This window comes from Paenibacillus sedimenti (genome assembly GCF_014534655.1).
Classification (GTDB): Bacteria; Bacillota; Bacilli; order Paenibacillales; family NBRC-103111; genus Paenibacillus_E; species Paenibacillus_E sedimenti.
On the sequence record NZ_JACVVD010000003.1, the window covers coordinates 584,860 to 609,991 of the forward strand.

Below are 25,132 nucleotides of genomic sequence, written 5' to 3' on the forward strand. Positions count from 1 at the left end.
AGGATGATGCTGAATTGCTGTTGGGTTGCTGTTTGGGTTGCTGTTTGGGTTGCTTTTTGGGTTGCTTTTTGGGTTACTTTTTGGGTTACTTTTTGGGTTGCTGTTGTGATGTTGTTGCCGATGCTGCTGTGATGATATTCAGTTGCAGTTGAGTTGCTGCTCTGAATGAATTGCAGATATCACAGTTTTTTTGTTTTTACCGATATCATGCCTTCACCATGGCAATCCCTTTCTTCTCCCACTTCTTAGCCAGCGCTTCGGGCAAGCCGTTGGTTACAATTGTGTGGATGGCATCTATGGCGCAAACATTGTAAACATCGCGACGACCCCAGTCCTGTTCGTCGACTAGAACAATTGTACGTTCTGATTGTTTCAGCGCCGTTTGCTTGACTGCCAAGCTTTCCTGCAGTCCAGTCGTCAGTTTGCCATCTTCCGTAATGCCGGCAGGCTTTAGGAAGCATTTATCAAAGTTTATTTGCGACAGCATGTAGAGGGTAAAAGGTCCGTAGCAAGCCTCGTCCTGCTTGTGAACGGTGCCGCCAAGTTGAATGAGGTTCACTCTGCGTACAAGTTCGGGCAACCCGTAAATACTGTTCGTAACAACGGTCACATCCGGCATGTTGCCCAACTCATAGAACATCAAATGCGTGTAGCTGGACGACTCGATAAATACGGTGTCTCCAGGTTGAATTAAAGCAACTGCCGCACGCGCGATCGGGCGTTTCCGCTCAGGCTCACCGCGTTCCTGATAAGGAACGAAGCCGGAGACTCGAGTTACGGGGACGGCTCCGCCATGTGCTTTTTGAAGGAGCCCCCGGCTTTCCAGAGCCCGCAAGTCTTTGCGGATTGAATCTTCGGTCACCCCAAATAGAGCCGCTAGACGCTTTACTTCCACTCTTCCCTCTTTTTCCAATAAGGCCACGATTTGATTTCGCCGCTCCTCATTGAACAATGAATTAGATCCTAGTTTGTTCACTTGCTGCCGACCCCCAATGAATTATTATTTATTATTATATTTTATTATTTAATATTATTCAATATTATATATTCGCAAAAATAAGAAAACCCGCCTCTCACGAAGATGAGAGATCGGGTTGAAGATTTCGAACTGCGGCTATGTTTTGTAAAGCCTTGTTGATTAAATCGTTTCGGGACTAGTTGGAGCAGACTTCTTCCCGAAAATACGTATATAGAAAATACTACTGATGATGACGACGCCTGCAAAAATGAGCAACAGATTGCTGTAAGGAACGGCTTTTGTTGTACTCAAGATAGGATTCGTATAGAAATCCATGAGTCCGCCATCTATCAATTTCGCAACCAGCGCTGTACCAACAGCCCCGGAAATAAAGCTGATCAGATTGAACAACCCCATCCCGACACCTGTTTCATGCACTTCCAGTGTTAATGATACTCGATTTGCCAGCGCGGTTTGGACAAACGAGAAGCCGACATATGTCGGCAAAAGCGCTGCAGAAACCAACCATGGAGAGTATCCTACCATGAGCGCTATGGCAGCGAGACTTACGAAAAGCAGCCCCATGCCAATGTAAATGACAAAGTTATTTCCTTTGCGGTCCGCCAGATTGCCTCCAATGGTACCGAATATGACGGAACAAATCGCGCCTGGAAACAGGATGAGCCCGATCGTGCTCGTGCTCAACTCGTTAACGGAGGCAAGCATCAAAGGAATTACAAACATAATGCCCATAACGGTGCAAAAAATGAGAAAACCGATGAGAAGACCGCCGCGAAGCAGGCGATTTCGAAATAAGGCCGGCTGGATGAATGGATCTTTGGCCCGGCGTATATGAACAATGAACCAAATAAGCAATGCGACGCTGATCGCGAGGTAATACCATTCAGGGAACGATAAGTATACGATGAGACCTGCAACCGTAAAAGCGACAAGGGCAGCTCCGAGTACGTCTACGCTCCCTTTTTTGCTCTGCTCATCCGGCAATATTTTTCGGAAAAAAGGTATAGAAATGAGTGTAAACAATGGAATAATAAACAAGTAAGTCCAATGGAACGTTGCTGATATAAATCCTCCGATTACAGGTCCGACTGCAATGGCAAACGATACCGTAGATGTTAAGATGCCAAATATTTTACCCCGATCTGCAGGAGAAAAGTATCGAGCCACGACAACCATGATGAGAGCCGGAATGGCTGAAGCGCCTGCGCCTTGAATCGCTCTGGCAAGGATGACAGTCGGGTACCAGGCCTGCAGAGCAAAACCTATAACGGAGCCCGCGCTATAAATGAGAATCCCGACAACGATCAGCTTCTTCAAACTGAAGATGTCCGACAATCGGCCATAAATAACGGAACCGATACCGAAGAAAATGATGAATGTCGTAAGCACCCAACTCACGCCTGTCGGGGTGATCGCATACTGCTTCGCGATTTCAGGTGTGGACACGTTGAAAACCGTTTCGTTCAACACGCCGAAAAAAATAAGGAAAATAATCCAAGGCACCGCCTTTTTAGCATCTATCACGCTCTCTTGTGCCATGGTTGTTGCTGTTGCAGCTTGCATGGTTCCACCTCCACTTATCTTTATCTTCAGCCATCTTATCATAAGCAGGCATGAAGCGGTCCGGAAAAAACAAGTTAAATCAACTTAACTGTAATTTTTTCCATTACATTTTATCTGTAATGATAAATGTTATAGTTAGCACTGTCAATAGCTGCCTTCCCTCTTTACAAAATATATAAGATAATGAACGAATGAAAACCGATATTAATGACAGGAGCTTTTCAATGCAGATTTTTGTTCTAATTCTTAAGCGCTTGCCATCGCGCATCATGATAGTCGCACTCCCTTTTCTGCTAATGATCATGGTCGAGTTCCTGGAACGCGGAACCTTTCATGAACTGTACAAGTGGGCGACGAATCACCCGCTTTCAATGGTTCTTGCCTACTTCGTTGCGGGAACCCTCTACTTGTTCCTCATCGCTGTCACGGGGAAAAGCCGCTTATCATTCTGGATACTATGCGCTGCATTGCTCCCGCTTGGCGCCATCAGCGGTGCCAAATTAAAAGCCATTGGAGCTCCTTACTATCCATGGGATCTTGTGTTTCGCAATCAAATCGTAGAATACCGCGCATTTCTTAGCCAGTATTTAAGCCTTAGCATCGTGGCTTGCGTAATCGGCTTTTTGACGCTTATAGCGCTTCTGTTTCATTTATTATTGCGGCAACGTCCGATTCGCTTCCCTTGGATCGAACGATCGGTTTATGCACTGATCGCTATTGTGATGATGACTAGTCTATATATGGACAAGCCGATTCCGTTCATGAAGATGTATGGCCTATATACCGTACCATGGGATCAAACGATCACTTATGACGAGAACGGTTACCTGTTTTCGTCTGTCCAGATGCTCGGCTTCCTGGATGTTGCCAAACCGGACGATTATAGTAAAAAAGCGATTACTTCGATATTGAATCAAATTCCCGAGAAAAAGGCAGCCGCTGGCAAGAAGCCGAACATAATCGTCATGCTGAGTGAGTCATTCTGGGATCCAACCGTCATGAAGAATGTCAAATTCAGCGAAGATCCGATTCCTTTTTTACATGATCTACAGAAAACGTATACAGGCGGCTGGATGCTTTCCCCACAGTTCGGAGGCAGTACGGCGAATGTAGAATTTGAAGTTTTATCAGGGAATTCCATGCGCTTTTTTGGCAAATCGCCAGATAAAATACTGCCATATATCCAATATATGAACCATGGCGTCGACTCGCTGGCCAGCATTACGACCCGACAAGGCTATTCGGCAACGGCGATCAATCCTTTTTTCAACTGGTTCTTTGACAGCAGAAAGGTGTATAAGCATTTTGGGTTTTCACGTTTTATCTCCAGCGAATTTTTTCCGAACGACTTCGAGGGACCGAACTATGCAGACCGTGCAGTAGCCCGGAAAATAATAGAAGAGACGGAGAAAAGCGCCGGACCCGACTTTATTTTCGCTAATACGATGGAAAACCATCATCCTTACAAACCGGGTAAATTCTACAAAAATACAATTGAGGTATCTGGAGATATTTCTTCTGAATCCAAAGGCATTTTGGAAACTTATGCGCAAGGAATCAAAAATGCCGACAAATGCCTGCGAACGCTGGTCGACTACTACTCTAACCAGTCTGAGCCGACGATCATCCTGTTCTTCGGGGATCACTTACCGTTCTTCGAAGACAATTATAAAGTATATCGTGACGCGAAGTACGTTCTTCCTGACGATCCAGATCTATATACAAAGACACATTATACGCCATTCGTGATCTGGAATAACTTCTTACCTGCAGGGCAAGAGAAGTTGGACATGCACCTTAGCCCTTCTTACCTCGGACCTATCGTACTTCATATGGCTGGTGTGCAGGGCAGTTATTATACGGACTATATATACAATTTGTCGCAAAAAATACCTGTCATTCCTCCGAACGGCATGTGGGACAAATATCATATCAAAGCTAGCGATTTAAGCGATTACGCCAAGCTTCAGTACGACAACTTATTCGGCAGCCGCTACGGATACGAGATCAAAGGCTACAAAGACAAGATCGTGCAGCCTGCTTATACACTCGGTTATGGAGATCCTGTCATTAAGAACGTCATAAAGCAAGATAAAAAGCTGAGAATTGAAGGATCCAACTTCTTCTATTCCTGTAGTGTCTATGTGGATGGAATAGAGTTTAATTCCAGCTTTGACGGCTCGAATACTCTTTACGCAGAGCTTCCGGAAGGTACCACCTTCGATACGAGCAAAATGCATCAAGTTGAAGTACGTATCATTGATGATAAGAAAATGAAGATTGGCCAATCGGGCAAGTACAACATCCCATAAGTCATAGACTATGCCCCCCTTCGAATAGGATGAAACCATATCCGTCGATAAAGGGGGTTCTTTCGTATGCACAGCATTATTCCGCCAGCGCATGTCCATTTTTTTACGATGAAAACCTCTGAAGACCTAGGTCATCATCATCTGCTTCGCCTTTATACGTTCAATAATAACGGCACCGCCTATGACGGTCATGTTCATCAATATCAAGGTATTACAGGCATTGTCTACGGCCATTATCATAACTATTATGGCACTACCGGCCCCGCCATTTCCCTACAGAACGGAACGCATATCCACTTGCTGGAAGGAATCGTGGAGTACAACTTATATAACACCCCTCGCGGAAGAGCGCTTCTCATCTCAGCTCAGAAAGATGGATTGATCCGGGAGCTTCACCGGCATACGTATTCCGGTTATTCTTCGATCGGTTTCGGGTATGAACGTTAGCATTGTATACAAAAGGAAAATTCCGCTCACTATAAGTGAAGAATTTTGTAAATCAAGGAATTAAAGGAGCAGCTATGAAGATCTTTATATTTGCTTTAGTTTGTTGCTTTTGCTTTGAACTAACAGGCTGTGCGAACCAAAATCAAGGTTCTGAATGGAATACGCAACAAATAGCAAAGGAACAAGGACAAGCAGAGCAGACGCCCGAAGTAAACATGTCATCAATAGCGGAAATGAGGAATGTCCCTTCCGACTTCAGCAGTGAAAAACTTACTCCCGGCCCCACTGCACCAGCTGCAGAAAAAGAAACGGTGCTACTGGATATTCCTATCATCAAACAAAATCCGGAATTGAAATACGGCTGTGAAGTGACAAGCTTAGCCATGGTATTAAAGCATGCAGGAGTAAAAACGGACAAGCTGAAGCTGGCTGATGAGCTGCCGAAAGACGAAGATCCTGTGAAGAAAACAAAGTCTGGCGATATCACACGATGGGGTAATCCCGATCATGGCTTTGTCGGTGATATCACAGGCAAAACGGCAGGTTATGCCGTATACGCCGGACCGCTTGAAAAGCTAATGATGCAATATTTGCCAAACCGTACGGTCAATTTAACAAGGAAATCATTTGACGAAGTTTTGGCGCAATTAAAGAAGGAGAAGCCCGTCATCCTCTGGACCACAGGTGATTATAAACTTCCGGACCGTTGGGAATCCTGGAAGCACGGTAATGAGGAAATTAAGACCCCCCTTGATCTGCATGCTGTCGTGCTTGTGGGGTTCGATCAAGAACATATTTATGTGAATGATCCATTGACAGGTAAAAAAGCGCATAAAACAAAAAAAGACTCTTTTCTGGAGTCTTGGAAAGCACTGGGGCAGCAGGCGCTTTCGTATAATTAAATTGTAAGAGAGCCAAAGGCTGATAAATATCCCTGGCTCTCTTTGTTAATTTATATCGTCCACACGGATGGACCACTCAAATGTAAAACTTCCGTCGGCTGCAATCCCTTGAGCGCCCGAAATATCCGCCGAAAAAGGTTCATTAAACACATTCATGATGGAGGTGTACGGTTCCAGCGATACGGCATCTGCCCATGGCGCCGTAAACAGCACGTGGATGGGGAACCGGTCCCCCATATCGTACACTAGCTTCGTGCCTCTCGCCTCATAGTGCAGCTCGCAGGACTGACGCCCCGGCTCCATGGTCAGCATCTGCGAGCCACCAGGATAACCCGGCAGCGCCGTGACGGCCTCGCCTTGCTTCAGCGCGGCTGTCAGCTGTGAAGGTGCCGGTTCGCCGGCCGCGTAGCCGTCCTCGCCGAGCGGCCACTCCGCCGCTGCAGGGATCACCACCCGCACGCGGCTTGCTTCTTCCTTCGCGAAGGCGAAGTAAGGGTGGAAGCCAAGCGAGAGCGGCATCGTCTGCCCGCTGCGGTTGGCGATCTCGCCCTGCAGCGACAACGTACCGTCCTTCAGACGGTACGTAAAGCGAAAACATGCGGCATGCTTGAAATAGGCCAGCATGTCCGGATGCTCCGCGAAGTCGATCTCCGCGGAGACATACGCCCCGCCAGCGCTGTCCGCGCCGCTGGCCACGACCTTCCACGGCCGCTCGCGCAGCTCGCCGTGGGCATGGTGCGGCTCCCGATTCGCCGGGAGCCGGTATTCGCGGCCTTCGAAGGTGAAGGCCGCATGTTTGACGCGCCCCGGCGGGAACAGAATGGGCACGCCGTAACGCGAAGACTGCTCGCGAAGCACGGCCAGAGAGGCCGGCTTCGCGATATAGGCATGGTTCCGCACATCGAAGCGGAACAGATGGAAACCGACGGCCGGAATGACTTCGGCCTCGGCCTCGCTGGCGCGGTCGAGGAGCCGGAACGTCGGCACACCGTCCCACTCGCTTTGAATAATCTCATAATTTGCACTCATGATGATTTCTCCCCTATCCTATCTAATTATCAAACTTGGTTCTGCGATAATACTTGTATAAAAACGCTATGCCCAGCAATATAATCACGCTGGTAATCAGACTGCCTTCAGCGCCGAAAGAGCCGCCGGACAAGAGCGTTGATCCGCTCTCTTCGATGCGAACGATCGATGCGGTTTGCGTACCGGATACCTCGAAGCCGTAGACGTTGCCCTGTAAGAAATTCCAGGATAGGTGCATGCCGATCGGCATCCACAAACCGCCGGACCATTCCCGGCTTACGCCAAACAACAGTCCCGCTAAAAGCAAGTTCAATATCGGCATAGGCGTACTCCACATGCCCGGATTAAAAGAATGAAGCAAAGCGAACACGATCGTGGATACGGTGACTGCCGCTACGGCACCGAACCTTGCTTTCACAAGCCCTTGCAAATAGCCGCGTGCAAACAATTCTTCATTAGTAGCTACGCCGATGAACAGCACAAATCCCCAGAAAAGTTCCATGGCAATCGTGCTGTTCCACTGCAAACCTAGCAGCTTTACCCCGCCAAACAACCAAATGAGGCCGCAGCTTATGGTGATGAGTATCGCCCCGGAAGCGAGGCCTTCTCCCGCTCTCTTCCAGAATTGGTGCAAACTCATGCCCATGGACCATCCCTTTCTTCTCTCGAAGATGGCGTAGGCAGCCATAACACCGCCAATGAATCCGATAATCTGGGCCCACAATGCCGCTTTAATGAAAAAGGCATCTTTGGCAATCGCAGCGATTCCCATTTCCAATGTGGGCTGCCTCAAGATAGCGATAACCGCAGCAATGATGGACAGTAATACGGTAATGATGATGATGAAAACGGCGGACAATAGGACTTTCCCCACTATGGCAAGGATAGATACGAACGTTCCCTTATGTTCGTTAATTGGTATCCTCCTCCTCTCTATCCAACATTATTCGAGAGAAGCCGCCCATTTCCTGCCATTTCCATGGAAGTTCACTCTTGTGCAAATGGTTGTGCCATGACACAATATAGGAAATATCGTGTAACGGAGGAATTCAGCTTCATGCTGTTCGTATTATTTACGTTGTGGATCATCGCCCTGCTGCTGTTGATGATTGATCCAAGATCAAGCACCATGCGCTGGATGAGCGCCGTAGCGTTCACCGGCGGAATTGGAGCGCTTGCTGCAGTTCTGTCCGAAAACATCGTTCCGTATGTGGAGCAAACGATTCCGAATCGCTCTGTAAGCGCCCTCTTATATCGCATACAAGCAACAAGCTCCTTGCTTTCCTACTATGGATTACCCTATTCGTTCGCCATGCTGGCGCTTCAATATAATCCAACCTGGCCGGGTCGCAAGATAAGAACCTATCTTCCTGTTCTTATGTTATTGCCGCCAATAGCCTGTGTACTATTTACGCCGGGTTATAATGAAGTGATGCCGATCACGTTCCCGCTTGTTGCCAGCTGGGCAGTTCCTTATATTCTTGGCGGAGCCGTTTTAATTGCGATCAAAAAAGAACGGATGCCAGCCATGAGACGAACTCATTTGTTCACTTGTTTGGCGCTGCTGCCGCCTATTATTTGCTTTGCTGTGCTTAATTACGTCATGCCGAGCCTTGGCTTCTACCGCATGTGGGTGTACCATACGTGGATTCTTGCTTTTGTTGTGCCCTTTTTCATATACACCTTTTTTAAATATGGGTTTCTTGGCATCCGCCTGCTTATCGAGCGTCGCAAACTTGACTCAACGCTTCGCGCCATTACGTCAGGAACAGCGATCCTTAACCACGCTATCAAAAACGATGTCGGCAAGATGAGTCTGTTCCTTGAGAAAATGAAGCAGCACGCCGAGGAAACGAACCAACCGGAGCTCATGCAGGATCTGGACGTCGTAATGAATGCATCCATGCATATTAGGGATATGATTTCACGGGTTCACGAACAAACGCAGGAGCTTCCTTTAAAGACAACACCTGTTAAACTTGAGGAGCTTCTGTCTGAAGTACTGAATCCGCTAGCCCCATATCTCTCCAAAGTGAAACTCAAGCAAAGCATTCCTCCGGAGTTAACATTGGAATTGGACCGCATGCAGGTTGCCGAGACCCTGACCAATGTGCTGATGAATGCGGTTGATGCCATGCCGCAGGGCGGCGAGCTTACAGTGAAAGCTTTTGTAACCAAGAAGAATGTGGTGCTGGAAGTGCGTGACAACGGTTCCGGCATGGAAAAATCAATCCTAAAGCAAGCTATGGAGCCATTCTATACAACGAAAAGCGGGAGCCGCAACAACTTCGGGTTAGGGCTCGCGTACTGTTATAGCGTGATGAAAAAACATGGAGGCTCCCTGGAGCTTAGTAGTGAACCCGGCAAAGGTACGAGCGTTTTTCTTACTTTTCCAGGCACTCGTTTATTAGAACATATTTAAAAGGGGATCTATCTATGGAGCAAATTAGAATTATCATCGTCGAGGATGACCGGGATTGGCTGCGCGGCTTATCCTCCTACTTAAATCGTGAGCCGGATTTAACGATAGTAGCCACAGCTTCAACTGTTGAAGATGCGCAAGAGCTGTTACGCGGGACTGAACCGCTTGCTGATATTATTCTCATGGATATTATGCTGCATGATGAGCCGGCCGGCATCCGCTTGGCGGAGCAAGCCCTACTGGCTTGGGGCGTTAAGGTCATTATGTTGACTTCCATGGAGGAAAAGGATTTTATATTCCGTTCGTTTCAGGCTGGAGCGATTGATTATCAGATTAAATCGAGGTTTGAAGAACTGCCTGCTGTTGTCCGCGCGGCGCATGCACGCAAGTCGTCCATCAATGCCGCTGTAGCCGAACAGATGCGTGAAGAATTCCGCCGGCTTAAGCGTCTTGAACACGAATTCAAGGTCAAAGAGGTTAAAGATCTGATTACGCCGACGGAGCTGCAAGTGCTCGAAATGATCGATCAAGGTCATACGCAGACGGAAATTGCGAATCGCTTCTTCATTTCGCTGCGCACCGTGAAAATTCACGTAGGCCATATCTTGAAAAAGCTGGGTAGTTCCAGCAGCAAAGAAGCCGCCCAGAAACTCAGGGATCTCGGCCTATTTGAAGATAAACAGCGTTCGGATGAGAAAAATCAGTGAATATCGCGTTTCTTAAAGCGTCCGCCCTTCACATCATGGATGTTGCCGACGGCCAGAAACGCGCCAGGATCAAGCTCTTCCACGATCGATTTCAACTTTGCCTCCTCCAAGCGGGTAATGACGCAAAAAATAACTTTTTTGCTATCGCCGGAGAACCCGCCTTCCCCTTCCAAATATGTGACTCCCCGGCCCAGCCGGTCTAATATCGCTTCGCCAATGGTCCGGAACCGGTCACTAATGATCCACACGGATTTAGACTCGTCAAACCCTTCTATCGTGACGTCTATCATTTTGTAAGCGATGAAATAAGCAATTAATGAATACATGGCGCGATCCCAGCTGTATACAAAACCGGCGCTGCCCAGAATGAACAGGTTAAAAAACATCACAATTTCGCCGACGGAAAATGGAACCTTTTTCGAAGTCAGAATCGCAACAATTTCCGTACCATCGAGGGAGCCGCCGAATCGAATCACCATGCCTACGCCGATACCGAGGATAATGCCACCAAAAACGGCTGCAAGCAAAGGATCGATTGTCAAAGGGCGAACCGGATGCAATAAAAAAGTGCCCGCCGACATGATGAGAATAGCGAAAAGCGTAGATAAGGCGAACGTTTTACCGATCATTTTGTACCCGATATACAGAAAGGGAAGGTTTATGAGCGTCAGAAATATTCCCACCTGGATATTCGTTAAATGTGACAAAATAATTGAAATTCCCGTAATGCCGCCATCAATAATATTGTTCGGAACAAGAAAAATTTCCAGCCCTACCGACATGAGCACCGCACCGAAGAATAGAAACACGCCGCGCCTTAGCAGAGTGCTTTTTGTCATCTTTTTATGCTGTGCGTGCAGGGTTGTTTTTTGTTGAAGATTGACCTGTTGGTTCGTCACCGTGATCGCCTCCTTCTATGGATTGTTTTATTGTTCAGTTCTAGCCTCAACCACCATTTTCCTTCTAATTCAATACATTGATCTCATAATGGAAATATATGCGGTCCGGCTTCGATCCTTACGAAAAAAGTTATAAGAGATACCATCGAATAATATCGTCCAGCATGATATAATGTCAGATGTCATTTACAATTTCTTTAATTTCTGAAATAGTAGGAGAAACTATGAAACATCAACTAAATCGCGTAAAGCAGATAGGCAAGCAATGGTTACCGCTATTATTGACCGCAATTATTCCTTTACTGCTTATGGAAGCCTTGAGCCGCGGACAATATCTTGAGATTTTATCCTGGGGCGCCCATCACCTGATGGAACTTTTCTTTAACGTTTGGATCGCTCTCGGTTTCTTGTTTCTGTTCATTGCTGCAATCGGCCGAACAAGAGTCGCCTACTGGTTATTTTCGGGGCTTCTGATCATACCGGCCCTTATAAGCGGCATTAAACTAAAAATATTGGGCGTCCCTCTCACACCCTGGGATCTCGCTCTAGCGGGCGAAGGGTCCGATATGGTGAAATATATCAGTAATTTACTGAATGTACGTACGATTATCGGCCTGCTCATATTCATCGGACTTAGTTACCTGCTCCTCTACCGTACTAGTTTGATTGTGAAGACAACAGCATGGAAAGAACGCGGAATCTTTGCTGTGCTTGCCTTATTAGTGTTAGCCGCAGTATATACAGATAAGCCCTTGCCTGTACAGAAATGGCTAGGCATCAAAGCTGATACTTGGAATCAGGTAGAGAACACCCAAACTAACGGCTTTGCACTTGCAAGCTTACTGAATACGAAATCGATGTTAAATGATAAACGCGAAGGTTATGATGATAAAGCGATTGCGGCGATCGTCAGTCAGACGCCTAATCCGGATAAAGCCGGAAGTGTTTCCGGTAACGTAAAACCTAACGTGATCGTCGTACTTAGCGAAGCTTTTTGGGATCCGACATTGATCAAAGGCGTGCAGTTCAGCCGTGATCCGATTCCTTTCTTCCACAAATTGCAGGAAACCGTAACGAGCGGTTGGATGCTGTCGCCGCAATACGGCGGAGGTACGGCGAACGTAGAATTCGAAGTGCTTACCGGTAATTCGATGCGTTTCTTGCCGCAAGGTTCTGTTGCTTATAATCAGTTTATTACGAATGAAGTAGATTCTTTAGCCAGTATCTATGCTCGGCAAGGCTACACGTCAACGGCGATAAGCCCTTTCCATAACTGGTTTTTCAATAGTAAAAAAATATATGAGGATTTCGGTTTTTCCAAATTCATTCCGATTGAGTATATGAAACCAAATTATTCCGGCCCTTATATCGCTGACAACGAAGTGACGACCAACATCATTCATACAACGAATTTAAGCGACGGACCTGATTTCGTGTTCGCCAATACAATGGAAAATCATTTCCATTTTTATCCGGGTAAATTCCCGAAAAACACCATTGATGTCAAAGGCGATATAGCCCCTGCCTCTCAAGGCATGCTGGAAACACTGGCACAGGGAATCAGCGCGGCAGATAATATGCTAAAAGAGCTCGTTGATTATTATGCGAAATGCGGCGAACCGACGATCATCGCTTTCTGGGGTGACCATCTCCCCGCATTAGGCGATGATTACGCCACATACATCGATACCAAATATATTAGCGGTAAAGATGATCCGGATTTCTTGAAAAAAATGTACAGCGTCCCGCTTGTCGTTTGGAACAATTTTGATACGAAACGGAAGGATAAGCTGAACATCAGCCCCTCTTTCCTGGGTCCCTATTTGATTGAATTGTCCAAGCAGCAAGGCAGCTATTATACGGATTATTTGCGGGAGCTATCCAAGAAACACCCTATTATTCCACCCAAAGACCACTATGCGTCAATGAATATTAAAGAAGAAGATCTAACAGATTACGAAACGCTTCAGTACGATATTCTGTTCGGAGATCGTCATGCTTACAAAGATTATCAAACTCCGATCATCGATTCGCGCTACATGCTAGGTTACGGCCCGATTACGATTGAAAAAGTTGATGCGGATACGCAAGATTTGTCCGGACAATCAAGCGTAACGATATCCGTAGGCGGTAAAAACTTTCCGCCGCTCGGCGTCGTAACGCTGAACGGCAAACCGCTGCCGACGACTTGGCAAGACGAACACGCATTGACAGCCGTGGTCGAAGGCGATGCGCTGAAGCCCGGAAATTGGGACATCCAAGTTCAAGTGAAAGATTCCAAAGAATCCGTGATCGGTAAATCGAATACGCTGCCTATTCATATGGGCGGGCGATAATACGTGCACGAAATCCCCTGACCGCCCGCGGTTAGGGGATTTTTGTGTGCGCATCACGTTGTTTGTACAATTGCCGTTTGTCTCGTTCGGTATACATAGTAGCTAATTACGGCGAGCAGGAGGATACCTGCTATTCCCCAGAATATATTCGCATATACGTCAGCAGGCGGAAGCGATTTTTGCCACGCGATACTCTTACCGCTCATCGCTACACCGAATGCGCCGCCGACGAATTGGATCAATTGAGACAGCCCCATCCCGGCCCCAATTTGCTCTTTGGGCAGGATGCGCGACATTTCATTCGACAGGCTTGTCGTTAACATCGTTACGCCTATACTCATCGGAATATAGATGAATAGAATGCCAATTGGTGAAGTGCCGGACAACCATCCGAATAATACAGCCCCCGTAAGCAGCAGCAAGCTTCCTGCACGGAGCATGTAATGATTGCCATACCGGTCGATCATTCGGCCAATTGGATTGGATAAAAATGCAGATAGAATCGCGCCCGGGAAAATCAATAGCCCCGTCATCGCCGAACTTTGCCCGAACAATCGGGTTAACATGAGCGGCATCAAGAATAAGGTCGCAAAGTGAGCGGCAAATGCGGCAAAACCCATAAAGGTGAGCAGCATATAAGACCTATTGCCCAGCAGCTCAGGTTGTACGAAAGGCTGATCATTACGCTTAATGCGCATCCAGAACGCAAGTAAAAGCAAGATTCCAGCACCCAGCGCCAGCAGGTTGCCTGTCGTCATGAATAGCAACAGACCAGTTACCCCGATTCCGATAAACAAGGCACCCGCAAAATCGAAACGGACATGATTCCCCGCTTCTTTAGGAAGCAATTTATATAAAACAGGCAGTAATAGTATAATCAGACTCGTGATGATAAACAGTCCATTCCAGCCCCAATACTGGGTGATGACGCCTCCAACTACGGGTCCAAGCCCCATACCAAACGTAGCCGTGGAAATAATCGCCGACATCGATCTTCCCCTTCTGCTCAAGGGAATATAGCGGGTTACGAGCACAACGCCTAACGCAACTCCTGAACCGGCGCCAGCTGCTTGCAGCAATCTTGCAGATAACAACATGACAAATGTATGGCTGAATATACCGAGCAGCGATCCTGCGCCGAGGCAAGCGATTCCGATCACAAACAGCCTTCGGACAGACAAATAATCGGATAAGCGGCTGTACGTAATGGAGGATAAGGCGAAGACGATCGAGTATCCGGTGACAATCCAAGAGGCGGTTGTCGAGGACAAACCGAAATCCTTCATAATTTGCGGCAGCGCGACATTAAACATCGTTGTATTCATCACGATCAGCATAACGGCCACACTCCAGAAAACAAGGACCAGCCCTTCTCTCAGCACTATGGAATCTGTATGTGGGGCAGCTTGGGGTTTTGCCGTATTCGTAGTGGTCATGCAAGGTAACCCTCCTTTATTAATTGTTCGAAAATTATCGAACAATTAAACTTTATCACAATCGTTTTCCATATACAAGGAAAAAAAGAAAAGCCGCATCTACAAGTATAGATGGGCTTCTCGATCTGATGATGTAAGCATATTATAGCGAAACGATTTTACCCGTTGCTTGCGACTCGAATGCCGCCAGGATTACGTTCAGCGAACGCATTCCTTCTTCTCCGGAAATGCGCGGCTCTTTCCCTGACAGAATGCTCGCGACGAATTCGTCAATAACGCCGCTGGAAGTTTGCTTCTCATTCGTTGCGATTGCTCCGACTTTATAACGCTCAACCGTACCATCTCGCAGCTCAACGATCACTTGATCTTCCGGATGTGTACCGATTTTCATGACGCCATTCTCGCACCATAAAACTGTGGAGTTATCCTCACCTTTATAGTACGTCCAGCTGGCAACGAGAGAACCGATTATACCGCTCTTCATGCGCAGCACGCAGGTTGCATTGTCGTCCACTTGCGTACCTTCTTTGTGCAGCGTTCCGACGAAAGCTGCCACTTCAGACACTTCATCGCTGAGCAGCCAGCGGATCAAGTCGGATTTATGTACGCCGAGGTCGCCCATTGCGCCCATAATCGCTTCTTCTTTGCGGAAGAACCAGCTTTCACGACCGTCAACGCTCCAGCCTTCAGGTCCGGGATGACCAAAGGAGGTGCGGAATGTCAACACTTTGCCCAGCTTGCCGCTGTCCAAAATCTCTTTGGCTTTCACATGCGGCGGCATTAACCGTTGGTTGTGACCAACCATTAGGAATACGCCGTTTTTCTTCGCCGCAGCGATCATCGCTTCCGCCTCTTCAGCGGTCGAAGCCATAGGCTTCTCAACAAGCACGTGTGCCCCTGCATTAGCCGCTGCAATGGATACTTCCGCATGGAGGAAGTTCGGCGTACAGACGCTGACAGCATCCACTTTTTCTTGCTTGAGCATTTCCGCATAGCTGCTATACGCTTTACCGCCATACGTTTTAGCGTAGTGCTCTGCTCTTTCAATAATCGGGTCAACGAATGCGACCAGCTCCACATTAGGATTCCAGCCGTACTCCGGGATGTGTCTATGTTTGGAAATGGAGCCGCAACCTACGACGGCTACTTTAATTTTACTCATGATTTGTTGGTCTCCTTTATATTATTAGTTGCGAACAATTGTGTAGTGCTCTTTCACCCAGTTTAAACTATTAGCAACGCTAGTTAAAGGCGGCTTCTGACAGTGATCCTGTTCCACAACCAGCCATTCCACACCAGCTTGCTCTGCTGCTGTGATGACCTTCTTCAAATCCACGTTGCCGAGTCCGAGCTCCAACGTGATGATTTTGCCGTCTTCGTCTTTGCTAAAGTCTTTGAAGTGAACGAGCGGCAAACGTCCCGCATATTTCGCGATATAGGCTAATGGATCTTGGCCGGCGAATTGAACCCAACATACATCCATCTCCACGTTGATTGCATTCTCGCCTGTTTTGGCGTATATGGCGTCAAATACGAATTCGCCTTCAATGTTCACATGGAACTCGAAATCGTGGTTATGATATAGGAATTGAAGTCCCTGTTTTTTGGCTTCTGCCGCGAAGGTTTCGAACTCGGCAATAAGTTTAAGCCATTGTTCCGCAGTTTGACGCTCTTCATTGAATACACCCGGGCAAATGATGTATTTCGCTCCGAGCGTGAGGAGATAGTCTATCTCTCCTTGCAGGTTGTTTCTCAAATTGTCTAAACTCACATGTGCGCCAATCGCTTTCAGACCGATCTCATCCAATAACTGCTTCAGCTGCTCAGCCGGTTTACCGAAGTAACCCGCGAACTCGACGCCCTCATATCCCAAGGTGGCTACTTGGCGCAGCGTACCTTCCATATCTTGAGCCATGTCATCTCTTAACGTATACAATTGCAATCCAATGCCAATACGTGCCATTTCGCTCTTCTCCCCATTCATTCGCTCATTTTTGTAAGGCGGTCGTGAAACAACAATTACCAATATGAAATTATTATAACGGACCGTAGCTTCATATGACCATTCACGATATAATTGAAACATCTCCTATTTGGCTACGAAAGGTGAACGTAATGGAAACGGAACTGTTAACCTGCGGCTATTCCTACCATATGGAAAGGTTCGAAGTCAACAGCAAAAGCGGACTTAACTCTTATCTTTTTCGATTACAAACGGAAGGGATCTGCGAAGCGCTCGTACAAGGGCGGTTCCGCCAGATAGAAGCCGGCGATTTAATGCTTTTTAAGCCCGGCGACCCTTATGAGTTGCGCATTGCGGAGCAACCTGACGGCAAAATCGCAAGTGGCGACTACTATCTCTTCTGCAAGGGCACATGGATAGACCGCTGGTGGAACCGCAGCACGAAGCCCGAATGTAGCCGCATCGACCTGGACCCGCGGCTGATCTCGCTTTGGCGGCAGCTTATTCTCGAAAAACGAAGAATGGAAGAGGAAAACCGTGAGCTCAGCGGCTATTTACTGCAAGCGCTATGCTTGTACCTGGAGCGTGCCGCTACAGAAACCGTTTCCCTGCAAGGCCGACCTTTCACGGGAACGCGCATGAAACGGTTTATCGAGGCCCATGCGACCTCGACGTTCAAGATCGAGGACGTCGCAGCTCATGTCGGGCTAAGCGTCTCCCGCGCTGTGCATCTGTTCAAGGAATGCTTCGGCAAGACGATGATGCAGTACGCCCTTGAAGTGCGCCTCTCCAGCGCAGTAGAGCGCATGCATGACATCTCGATGTCGCTGGAGCAAATCGCACTGAGCTGCGGCTTCGGCAGCTATCCGTACTTCCACCGGGCCTTCAAGCATAAGTTTGGGATCTCTCCCAAAATGTACCGGCTGAAGGCTCAGCAGAATTAGCCGAGGGCGGCCTATGAAGGTTTCACGGTGCGCAGCAATTTAATGCCGAGAGCAATGAATATAATACCCGTCAGCTTATTTAAGTACTTCGCCATCGAGCCCGAACGCAGTCTGCGCGAAGCCAATTCCGTGCCGAGCACGATTAAGCAGCACCAGAGGGTCCCGGTCGTAATAAATGTAAGACCCAGAATGAGAAACGGAATTGCGCCGTACGAATTATCGGCCGACACAAACTGCGGTAAAAACGCCAAGTAAAACAAAGCGACCTTGGGATTCAACAAATTCGTCAAAAATCCTTGCATGTAAATTTTGCGGTTTGCGGTCCGTTCCATTTGTTTCATGCCAGACGCGTCAGATTTCGAGCGCAAGGCTTTGATCCCCATATAGATCAAATAGGCTGCTCCAATCCATTTAATAAGCTGGAAAGCAAGCGCGGACTTCATCAAAATGAGTGAAAGCCCGTAAGCGGCAAGCACCGTATGCACGATCGCTCCGCTAATAATGCCGAAAACCGACATCATCCCGGCAGCTCTGCCCTGAGCTAAACTTCTCCCCAGAATATAGAGCGTATCACTCCCTGGCGTGATATTCAGTACCACGCACGAAACCAAAAATACAGTGTAATGATCAATCCCCAACATGCGAATCCATCTCCTTCAACTCTATATATACCTATAAGATAACATAACGAAGGATACCGTAAGCTATAATTTTTTACACACAATAACAAGAATTTGACACATTTTTTTGAACTACAACAAATCCTGGGGCGTCCATATAGTGTTGGATTAAAAATGGAAATATCAATCTGCAATAATTGAAACATTTTAATACGAACATTCGTAATAAAGTCTAAGCAGGAAAAACTATACAAAAACCAGACTGAAACTGGAGGAATTCGCCGAATAAAGTATAAAACCAACACATTGTTTTAAAATTGTAAAACTATTTTAATGTTACATTAATAATCCTCATATATGCTTATTGATATATCCAAATCTTAGGATGGTGAAAATCTATGAAAATGTTTATTACAATTCAAAACAAAACCGTGCCTGTCTACTCCGATGAGAAAAATAAAAAGAAATTCAACTTATTGAAATCAGCACTGGAAGCGAAGGTCAGCAAAGGCAGAAATGCGATTAAGAAATGCTTGGATTCCATCATCAGCATTGAGATTATTGGTTGTGAAGCGATTCTCCACTCTCTGAACGAGCGTGATTCACTCGCCTTATCTCTCTATTAATCTGTTGTTGGCACAAAAAAAGGAACGCGTTTCCCTCGGGAAACGCGTTCCTTTTATTTTATCTCACAGATATCTCTGTTGGATCACATTTAGATGATGCTGGGCGTGTCCGGCAATAATATAGGCGAGTGAACGAGCGGTTACGTCCCTCTCGCTTACATTGCCCGTCCGCTCCCATGCTGAGTCGGGGATCGTGCCAAGCAGTGTGAAAGTAGCTTTTCGAACGGCTACGAAATCCTCAAGCAGAGCCTTTAACGTAAACTCGCTGAACGAGCCATTGGCTATTAGGATATCTTGATCAAAACCAGGCAGCTTGGTAAAATCCCCGCGTGCAATGCGCATCATACGATAACTCATCACACGCTCAGTATCGGTCATATGCCCCAGCACTTCTTTCAAGCTCCATTTGCCCGGTGCATAACGCCCTTCACCCTTTTCTTCAGAAAGCTGGGAAAACAGGTCTTTAACTTCATCAAGTTGATTGCGAAGAAATTGATCATAGTCTTCATCAGGTACAGCATCGATATAAGTGGAAAAGTATGGCGCGTACTCGTTGCGGTCAGGTCTTTGCAACATATCAATCAGTCTCCCTTCCATGATAAAATTATTTCTATCATACCTTATCGTGGAAAAATTCGGAAGTAGTTCGACCAAATGTAGTCTGTTGGAACAATTGACGGAAAGGATTTCCAGTAGATATGATAGAATAGTATAGTAGAATCACCCACATTCTAACAGTTCATCTACGAAAAGGGGATCGTGCGATGAAGCCTCACATCTGGAAATCTCCAGCAAAGACTTTCATTTTTGTACTCATTTACGTGTTCATCATCCAATTATCGTTTCCGGCTTTGTTTTCCACGGATGTCTTTTATCACAACCGAATGGATTACGCGCGGGCTAAGGATAACCCTCACGATTTTCAAATCACGCTGGAAGCCGTGAAGCGAGATATCGATAGCAAACATCTGCAGCAGTACCTCATTATTTTGGGCGATTCCGTGATGTATGGCAGTCCCGGCAATTCCAATCAAAATGTTAATGCCTACATGAAAGATTCTTCCAAACTTCCGATCTATAATCTATCATTCCCTGGTTCCCAAATCGGAGATTTGTATGCGATGCTGTTGAAAATGGACGCTTTGGGCATTTCAAGCGATCATCTCATGTTTAATATACGGTACTCAAGCTTTGTTAAAAGAAACTATTGGCAGCCGGTTCTGGCATGGTTTCAGAACGATTTGCGCACATTGGAACCGGATACCTATCAGCACATGCTTTCATTACCTGATGTCGAAGATAACGACACTCCAGCCAACTTTTATTCCAAATCGCAAAAAAGCCTTAACAACTACGTCCTGCCACATTTCGTGCCCTATCTGTACAAAGACTATTGGGATAAATGGGTCCAGCAGCTTGTTTTGAAGCTCGCCAATCGACCGCCGCCGGATGACACGTTGGAAGGCGGAGATCCCAGGCCTTGGACGGAAAAAGAAGACGTATCCGAAAGAGTCAAAGACCCTAATGTGATTGCTGCCTTTGACCCGAAACCGTTTAATATGACGGATACGAACCCCGATATCTATTTCTTAAAGAAGATTATAGAGCATCAAAAGGGTAAACAAACACTCGCTGTATTGACAGGTACGAATCACACGCTTGCTCAGACCTTTGTGGAAGATCCGAAATACGTTGCTAACATGCAAGCTCTCGATCAATTCATGCAAAACATTCAAAACGGTTCGTTCAAGTATGTAAACATGGAAAAGCAGATCCCGGACGCGTTGTTTACGGATCATTTGCATTTAACACCGGACGGTTACCGGCAACTGGCTGACAAGCTGCTGAAGGCTTACGATTTTTAAGCATATGCTTACGAAGTAAGTTTGCTAAGCAAAACTATCAGGAGGAAGTTTACATGCTTTTTCATACACCAGAGTTTATGATTCTGCTTTTAATCACGATTGCGCTTTACTATATATTTCCTGCTAGACGGCTTTATACCTTGACAGCCGCCAATTTGCTATTCTACAGCGTTAGTGGGCTTGGCATGCTCGTGCTTTTTGCCATCATGACGGTGTTCACGTATTACAGCGCCCGTTTCTTGAACGGCTCATACCGGAAATGGGTACTGTGGACGATTTTACTCGTGAATATAGGGAATTTATGCTTCTTCAAATACTCGGTATTTTTTATCCGGAATATGGAAAAAGTGCTGTCTATCAAGCTGCTGACCGAAGATTCTTTCTGGCTTTCCATTGTGCTGCCGGTTGGAATATCCTTTTACACTTTCGAATTCATTTCATATGCCGTAGACATATATAAACAGAAAATAAAACCAGCCCGGTCCCTGCTGGAATTCTGGATGTTTATTTCATTCTTCGCACACTTGATTGCGGGGCCCATTATGCGGGGAAATGAATTTTTACCTCAAGTTGAGAAGCTGACGGCGCTGCGGTGGAACAATGAAAATTTCAGGATCGGCTGCTTTTATCTGTCGTTAGGGCTGATGAAAAAAATGATGCTGGCCGACCCCATCGCCGATCGGGTAAATGTTCTATTTGCGGATCCGTATGCATTAACCGGTTCCGCCGCTTGGATTACATCTTATTTGTTTGCGTTCCAAATTTACTTTGATTTCTCCGCTTACAGCGATATGGCGATCGGCATCGGGTATTTATTCGGGCTTCATCTGCCGCACAATTTTATGACGCCTTATTTAAGCTCTAATGCAACTGAGTTCTGGCGGAGATGGCATATTACACTATCCAACTGGATTCGCGACTACATCTATATCCCGCTCGGCGGTTCACGTAAAGGAACGGTCCGGAAGTACCTGTTTCTGTTCGTTGCAATGACGGTCTCAGGCTTTTGGCACGGTGCGTTATGGACGTTCATTCTATGGGGGATGTACCATGGCTTCCTGCTCATCGCTCATAATCTATTTCGTGCGGGCAAGCAGAAGCTTGGTCTTGAGAAATGGGATCAATTCTTAGTCTACCGCTGGCTGACGATTTTTATCTTTTTCCATTTGACTTGTATCGGCTGGGTCATGTTCCGCATTCATGATCGGCATGCCGTATTCATGCTTCTGAGACGCATGTTGTCGCCAGATGCTATCCATGTCCCTTCTTACATGCTGGTGTATTTGTACGTGGCGATCTTGCTATTCGGGATTCATCTGTTAGAACACTGGCTGCTCAAGTATCGTTCGCGCATTGCCGAAGTGTGGCATCGATCCTTGCCGTCGCCGGTACGCGCTGCTTGCTACACGCTGCTTTTCGTTGTATTGATTATCATGCTTCGCAATGGCGATACCAGCTTTATTTATTTTCAGTTTTAAAAAAGGAAGTCCTTCAAGTGTCCCAGTGGCGGTAAATCGCCCAAAATCATGCATAAAGTGCCTGTTTATCTAGCCTTAAGCGTTTGCCGGGACATAATCCTGCTAAAAGTGACGTTAAAATAACCCAAACGGCTGTGCAAAGCCCAATGTGAAGAATTTACATGCACTAAATGCATATAAACGGCCCTTTTGGACGAGAACTCGCAAAATTACGGCACTTTTTGCAGTTAGATGGGCTGACTGTGGTTGAGAATCGGCACTTTTTTGCAGTTATATTGCAACGATGGTTGAGGGGATCGCAGATATGTCACAAAAAAAGAATTGAATTATGATTTCAGCGAGATGGCTGCCAGGCCTGTTCGAGCCAGTTGTACGATAGGGAATTCGCTTATACGCCGTAAGAAGCGCTCCAGCGATTCAGTATCTCCCGAAATTTCAATGGCGTAGCGGTCCGCGGCTTTATTTACAATCTTGCCCCCGCCTTCTTCAACAATTCGCGCCAGGCGACGTGCATATGCTGTCTCAGACTTTACGCTAAGCAGCAGCAATTCACGTTCAAGCGCATAAGGACGCACAATAGGTTCAATGTGAATGACATCGATCAGCTTTTTCAGCTGATGAGCCATCTGGTCAATCCTTCCTGCATCCCCGTATGTTTGAATCGTCATTCTGGCAAGACTGCTATCCTCTGAAGGGCCTACCGTAATGCTTGCGATATTAAATCCTCTTTTTGAAAAGAGCACACATATCCGATGCAGGACCCTGGGATGATCGTTAACCAAAAGCGACAATAAGTAAGAGTTCTGCATGCTAACGGACCTCCACAATCATATCGGATAACGTTTTGCCGACTTGAATCATGGGCAATACGAGTTCGTCTTTATCAACCAAGAAATCAATAAGCACTGGACCGTCATGCTCCAAGGCTTCCTTCCAAACAGCTTGCGCTTCCGCTGGCGAAACCGCTCTCAGTCCCTTCACACCATAAGCTTCGGCCAGTTTGACAAAATCGGGGCTTCCCGATAAATCGATGTGGCTGAAGCGACTGTCATAAATCATTTCTTGCCATTGGCGAATCATGCCTAATGTCTGGTTATTAATCACGACCACCTTGACCGGGATATGGTGAATGGCGCATACGGCAAGCTCCTGTGCGCACATCTGCATCCCGCCATCACCGTTGATGGAAATAACCAATTTATCGGGATGTCCGATCTGCGCACCGATCGCTGCCGGAAAGCCGAAGCCCATCGTACCTAGGCCACCCGAAGTCAAAAGCGACCGAGGATGTTTGAACCGATAAAATTGGGCTGCCCACATTTGATGCTGCCCTACATCCGTCGCAATAATCGCATCGCCTTGCGTGCTCTCCATAATCAGATCTATCACATACTGAGGTTTCAATCCGGTAATATCTTGCTTATAGCTTAGCGGGAAGCTTTTTTTCAGTCCCAACAGCATCTGAATCCAAGGTTCGATTCTTCTCGCAGAGTCAGCGGATGCCTTAAAACGACTGTTCATATTCATTAATACGTCTTTTACATTTCCCGTGATCGGAAAATCGGCTTTTACATTCTTGCTCAGCTCGGCGGCATCGATATCAATATGAGCAATTCGAGCATTAGGAGCGAAGCCCTTCAAGCTCATCGTTACGCGATCATCGAATCTAGCTCCGAGCGAGATAAGCAGATCGGTCTCGACCAGCGCGCGGTTAGCGGCCACAGTCCCGTGCATGCCCGGCATCCCCAGCCATAGCGAATGGCTGCCGGGAAATCCGCTCAGACCCATCAAAGTCGTCGTGATCGGAATTCCGCTTGTGTCGATAAAACGGATGAGCTCCTCGCTGGCATCGCTGTGAACAATGCCTCCACCGGCTAGGACGATAGGGCGTTGGGCTTTTTCAATCGCTTGAAGCAAGCTCTCTATGACGTTAGTCTGAATATCCGGATAAGGCTTATACCCTCGTACCTCTATCCGTTGCGGATAATGGTAAGTTGTCCTTTTAGCGGAAATGTCTTTGGGAATATCAATAAGAACAGGCCCCTTCCTTCCGGTATTTGCCAAATAAAAGGCTTCACGAATCGTTCTGGCCAACTCCTCGACTTTACGCACCTGAAAACTATGTTTCACGATCGGCATTGTGATTCCGACGATATCCGTTTCTTGAAACGCATCCGTTCCAAGCTGCTCCGAGGGGACATTTCCCGTAATGACGACAAGCGGTACGGAATCCATCTGCGCAGTCGCGATCCCGGTCACCAAATTCGTTGCGCCGGGACCTGATGTCGCGATACAAACGCCTACCTTTCCCGTTGCTCTTGCATAGCCGTCAGCAGCATGAATGGCTCCTTGTTCATGCCGGGTCAACAAATGCCGAAAATGCTCATTCCCATGCATAGCATCATAAATGTACAAGACGGAACCTCCCGGGTACCCGAAAACACACTCCACATTTTCGAGCAATAACGTTCTTAACAAAATTTCAGAACCCGTAAGAAGATCAGGCTTATGTAATTCATTACGCCAGTTGTCTTTATGTTTAAAAGTTTGAGCGTACTTGATCTGCTCCATGCTTTCCCTCCTATACTCGTTTTCACTGAAGTT

At 46.8% G+C, this 25,132-nt stretch carries 22 protein-coding genes; 10 read left to right on the plus strand and 12 right to left on the minus strand.

Translation table 11 applies throughout. The features are described 5' to 3' along the window. Positions 1–205: 205 nt before the first annotated feature. Entirely contained in the window at positions 206–976 is a 771-nt protein-coding gene (locus ICC18_RS11540) for a DeoR/GlpR family DNA-binding transcription regulator (protein WP_312029516.1), read from the minus strand. A 162-nt stretch (positions 977–1,138) separates the two neighbouring features. Beyond that, positions 1,139–2,542: an MFS transporter gene (locus tag ICC18_RS11545; RefSeq protein ID WP_188174530.1), complete on the minus strand. Its 1,404-nt coding sequence runs from the start codon at positions 2,540–2,542 to the stop codon at positions 1,139–1,141. 224 nt (positions 2,543–2,766) lie between these two features. Here ICC18_RS11545 and ICC18_RS11550 point away from each other — a divergent pair, with 224 nt between their 5' ends. From ICC18_RS11550 to ICC18_RS11560, 3 genes are all read left to right on the plus strand, one after another. After that, the gene (locus tag ICC18_RS11550) at positions 2,767–4,854 is read left to right on the plus strand and encodes an LTA synthase family protein (protein ID WP_188174531.1); all 2,088 of its coding nucleotides are present in this window, start codon (positions 2,767–2,769) and stop codon (positions 4,852–4,854) included. Positions 4,855–4,920: 66 nt separating this feature from the next. Continuing rightward, positions 4,921–5,301, plus strand: coding sequence for a YmaF family protein (locus ICC18_RS11555; RefSeq protein ID WP_188174532.1), 381 nt, complete (start codon positions 4,921–4,923; stop codon positions 5,299–5,301). A gap of 74 nt (positions 5,302–5,375) precedes the next feature. Then, on the plus strand, positions 5,376–6,203 hold the full coding sequence (locus ICC18_RS11560) for a C39 family peptidase (RefSeq protein ID WP_376745628.1): 828 nt from the start codon (positions 5,376–5,378) through the stop codon (positions 6,201–6,203). Positions 6,204–6,248: 45 nt separating this feature from the next. Here ICC18_RS11560 and ICC18_RS11565 read toward each other — a convergent pair whose 3' ends face one another. Then, positions 6,249–7,232, minus strand: coding sequence for an aldose 1-epimerase (locus ICC18_RS11565; protein WP_188174533.1), 984 nt, complete (start codon positions 7,230–7,232; stop codon positions 6,249–6,251). A 22-nt stretch (positions 7,233–7,254) separates the two neighbouring features. Further along, positions 7,255–8,091, minus strand: coding sequence for a CPBP family intramembrane glutamic endopeptidase (locus ICC18_RS11570; RefSeq protein ID WP_188174534.1), 837 nt, complete (start codon positions 8,089–8,091; stop codon positions 7,255–7,257). Between the two features lie 198 nt (positions 8,092–8,289). Between ICC18_RS11570 and ICC18_RS11575 the strand changes: the two genes are divergently transcribed. Next, on the plus strand, positions 8,290–9,654 hold the full coding sequence (locus ICC18_RS11575) for a sensor histidine kinase (RefSeq protein WP_188174535.1): 1,365 nt from the start codon (positions 8,290–8,292) through the stop codon (positions 9,652–9,654). Positions 9,655–9,668: 14 nt separating this feature from the next. After that, on the plus strand, positions 9,669–10,361 hold the full coding sequence (locus tag ICC18_RS11580) for a response regulator transcription factor (RefSeq protein WP_188174536.1): 693 nt from the start codon (positions 9,669–9,671) through the stop codon (positions 10,359–10,361). On the opposite strand, the gene ICC18_RS11585 is transcribed toward ICC18_RS11580, so the two are convergent. Beyond that, complete coding sequence (locus tag ICC18_RS11585; RefSeq protein ID WP_188174770.1) at positions 10,355–11,200, minus strand: YitT family protein; 846 nt, start codon at positions 11,198–11,200, stop codon at positions 10,355–10,357. The two genes, ICC18_RS11580 and ICC18_RS11585, sit on opposite strands and share 7 nt — an antisense overlap. A gap of 284 nt (positions 11,201–11,484) precedes the next feature. On the opposite strand from ICC18_RS11585, the gene ICC18_RS11590 reads away from it, so the two are divergent. Further along, positions 11,485–13,596, plus strand: coding sequence for a sulfatase-like hydrolase/transferase (locus ICC18_RS11590; protein ID WP_188174537.1), 2,112 nt, complete (start codon positions 11,485–11,487; stop codon positions 13,594–13,596). 53 nt (positions 13,597–13,649) lie between these two features. Here ICC18_RS11590 and ICC18_RS11595 read toward each other — a convergent pair whose 3' ends face one another. The 3 genes from ICC18_RS11595 to ICC18_RS11605 all read right to left on the minus strand — a co-directional run bounded on the left by ICC18_RS11595 (position 13,650) and on the right by ICC18_RS11605 (position 16,995). Then, the gene (locus tag ICC18_RS11595) at positions 13,650–15,032 is read right to left on the minus strand and encodes an MFS transporter (RefSeq protein WP_188174538.1); all 1,383 of its coding nucleotides are present in this window, start codon (positions 15,030–15,032) and stop codon (positions 13,650–13,652) included. A gap of 142 nt (positions 15,033–15,174) precedes the next feature. After that, positions 15,175–16,194 (minus strand): Gfo/Idh/MocA family protein, encoded by a 1,020-nt coding sequence (locus ICC18_RS11600; protein ID WP_188174539.1) that lies wholly within the window; start codon positions 16,192–16,194, stop codon positions 15,175–15,177. A gap of 24 nt (positions 16,195–16,218) precedes the next feature. Continuing rightward, entirely contained in the window at positions 16,219–16,995 is a 777-nt protein-coding gene (locus tag ICC18_RS11605; RefSeq protein ID WP_188174540.1) for a sugar phosphate isomerase/epimerase family protein, read from the minus strand. Positions 16,996–17,147: 152 nt separating this feature from the next. On the opposite strand from ICC18_RS11605, the gene ICC18_RS11610 reads away from it, so the two are divergent. Continuing rightward, the gene (locus ICC18_RS11610) at positions 17,148–17,939 is read left to right on the plus strand and encodes a helix-turn-helix domain-containing protein (protein WP_188174771.1); all 792 of its coding nucleotides are present in this window, start codon (positions 17,148–17,150) and stop codon (positions 17,937–17,939) included. Positions 17,940–17,950: 11 nt separating this feature from the next. Here ICC18_RS11610 and ICC18_RS11615 read toward each other — a convergent pair whose 3' ends face one another. Continuing rightward, positions 17,951–18,580 (minus strand): LysE family translocator, encoded by a 630-nt coding sequence (locus tag ICC18_RS11615; RefSeq protein WP_188174541.1) that lies wholly within the window; start codon positions 18,578–18,580, stop codon positions 17,951–17,953. A gap of 377 nt (positions 18,581–18,957) precedes the next feature. On the opposite strand from ICC18_RS11615, the gene ICC18_RS11620 reads away from it, so the two are divergent. Then, complete coding sequence (locus ICC18_RS11620) at positions 18,958–19,185, plus strand: 3-dehydroquinate dehydratase (protein WP_188174542.1); 228 nt, start codon at positions 18,958–18,960, stop codon at positions 19,183–19,185. A 63-nt stretch (positions 19,186–19,248) separates the two neighbouring features. Here ICC18_RS11620 and ICC18_RS11625 read toward each other — a convergent pair whose 3' ends face one another. Then, the gene (locus ICC18_RS11625; protein WP_188174543.1) at positions 19,249–19,761 is read right to left on the minus strand and encodes a DinB family protein; all 513 of its coding nucleotides are present in this window, start codon (positions 19,759–19,761) and stop codon (positions 19,249–19,251) included. A gap of 188 nt (positions 19,762–19,949) precedes the next feature. On the opposite strand from ICC18_RS11625, the gene ICC18_RS11630 reads away from it, so the two are divergent. Continuing rightward, positions 19,950–21,050, plus strand: a complete 1,101-nt coding sequence (locus ICC18_RS11630) for an SGNH/GDSL hydrolase family protein (RefSeq protein WP_188174544.1) — start codon at positions 19,950–19,952, stop codon at positions 21,048–21,050. 53 nt (positions 21,051–21,103) lie between these two features. Beyond that, positions 21,104–22,528, plus strand: coding sequence for an MBOAT family O-acyltransferase (locus ICC18_RS11635; RefSeq protein ID WP_188174545.1), 1,425 nt, complete (start codon positions 21,104–21,106; stop codon positions 22,526–22,528). A gap of 326 nt (positions 22,529–22,854) precedes the next feature. Here the strand turns inward: ICC18_RS11635 and ilvN are convergent, their stop codons facing one another. Together ilvN and ilvB are read right to left on the minus strand one after the other, a co-directional pair. Further along, a complete protein-coding gene (gene ilvN / locus ICC18_RS11640) occupies positions 22,855–23,337 on the minus strand; it encodes an acetolactate synthase small subunit (protein WP_188174546.1) in 483 nt (160 codons plus the stop codon). A 1-nt stretch (position 23,338) separates the two neighbouring features. Beyond that, on the minus strand, positions 23,339–25,099 hold the full coding sequence (ilvB, locus tag ICC18_RS11645; RefSeq protein ID WP_188174547.1) for a biosynthetic-type acetolactate synthase large subunit: 1,761 nt from the start codon (positions 25,097–25,099) through the stop codon (positions 23,339–23,341). Positions 25,100–25,132 lie beyond the last annotated feature (33 nt).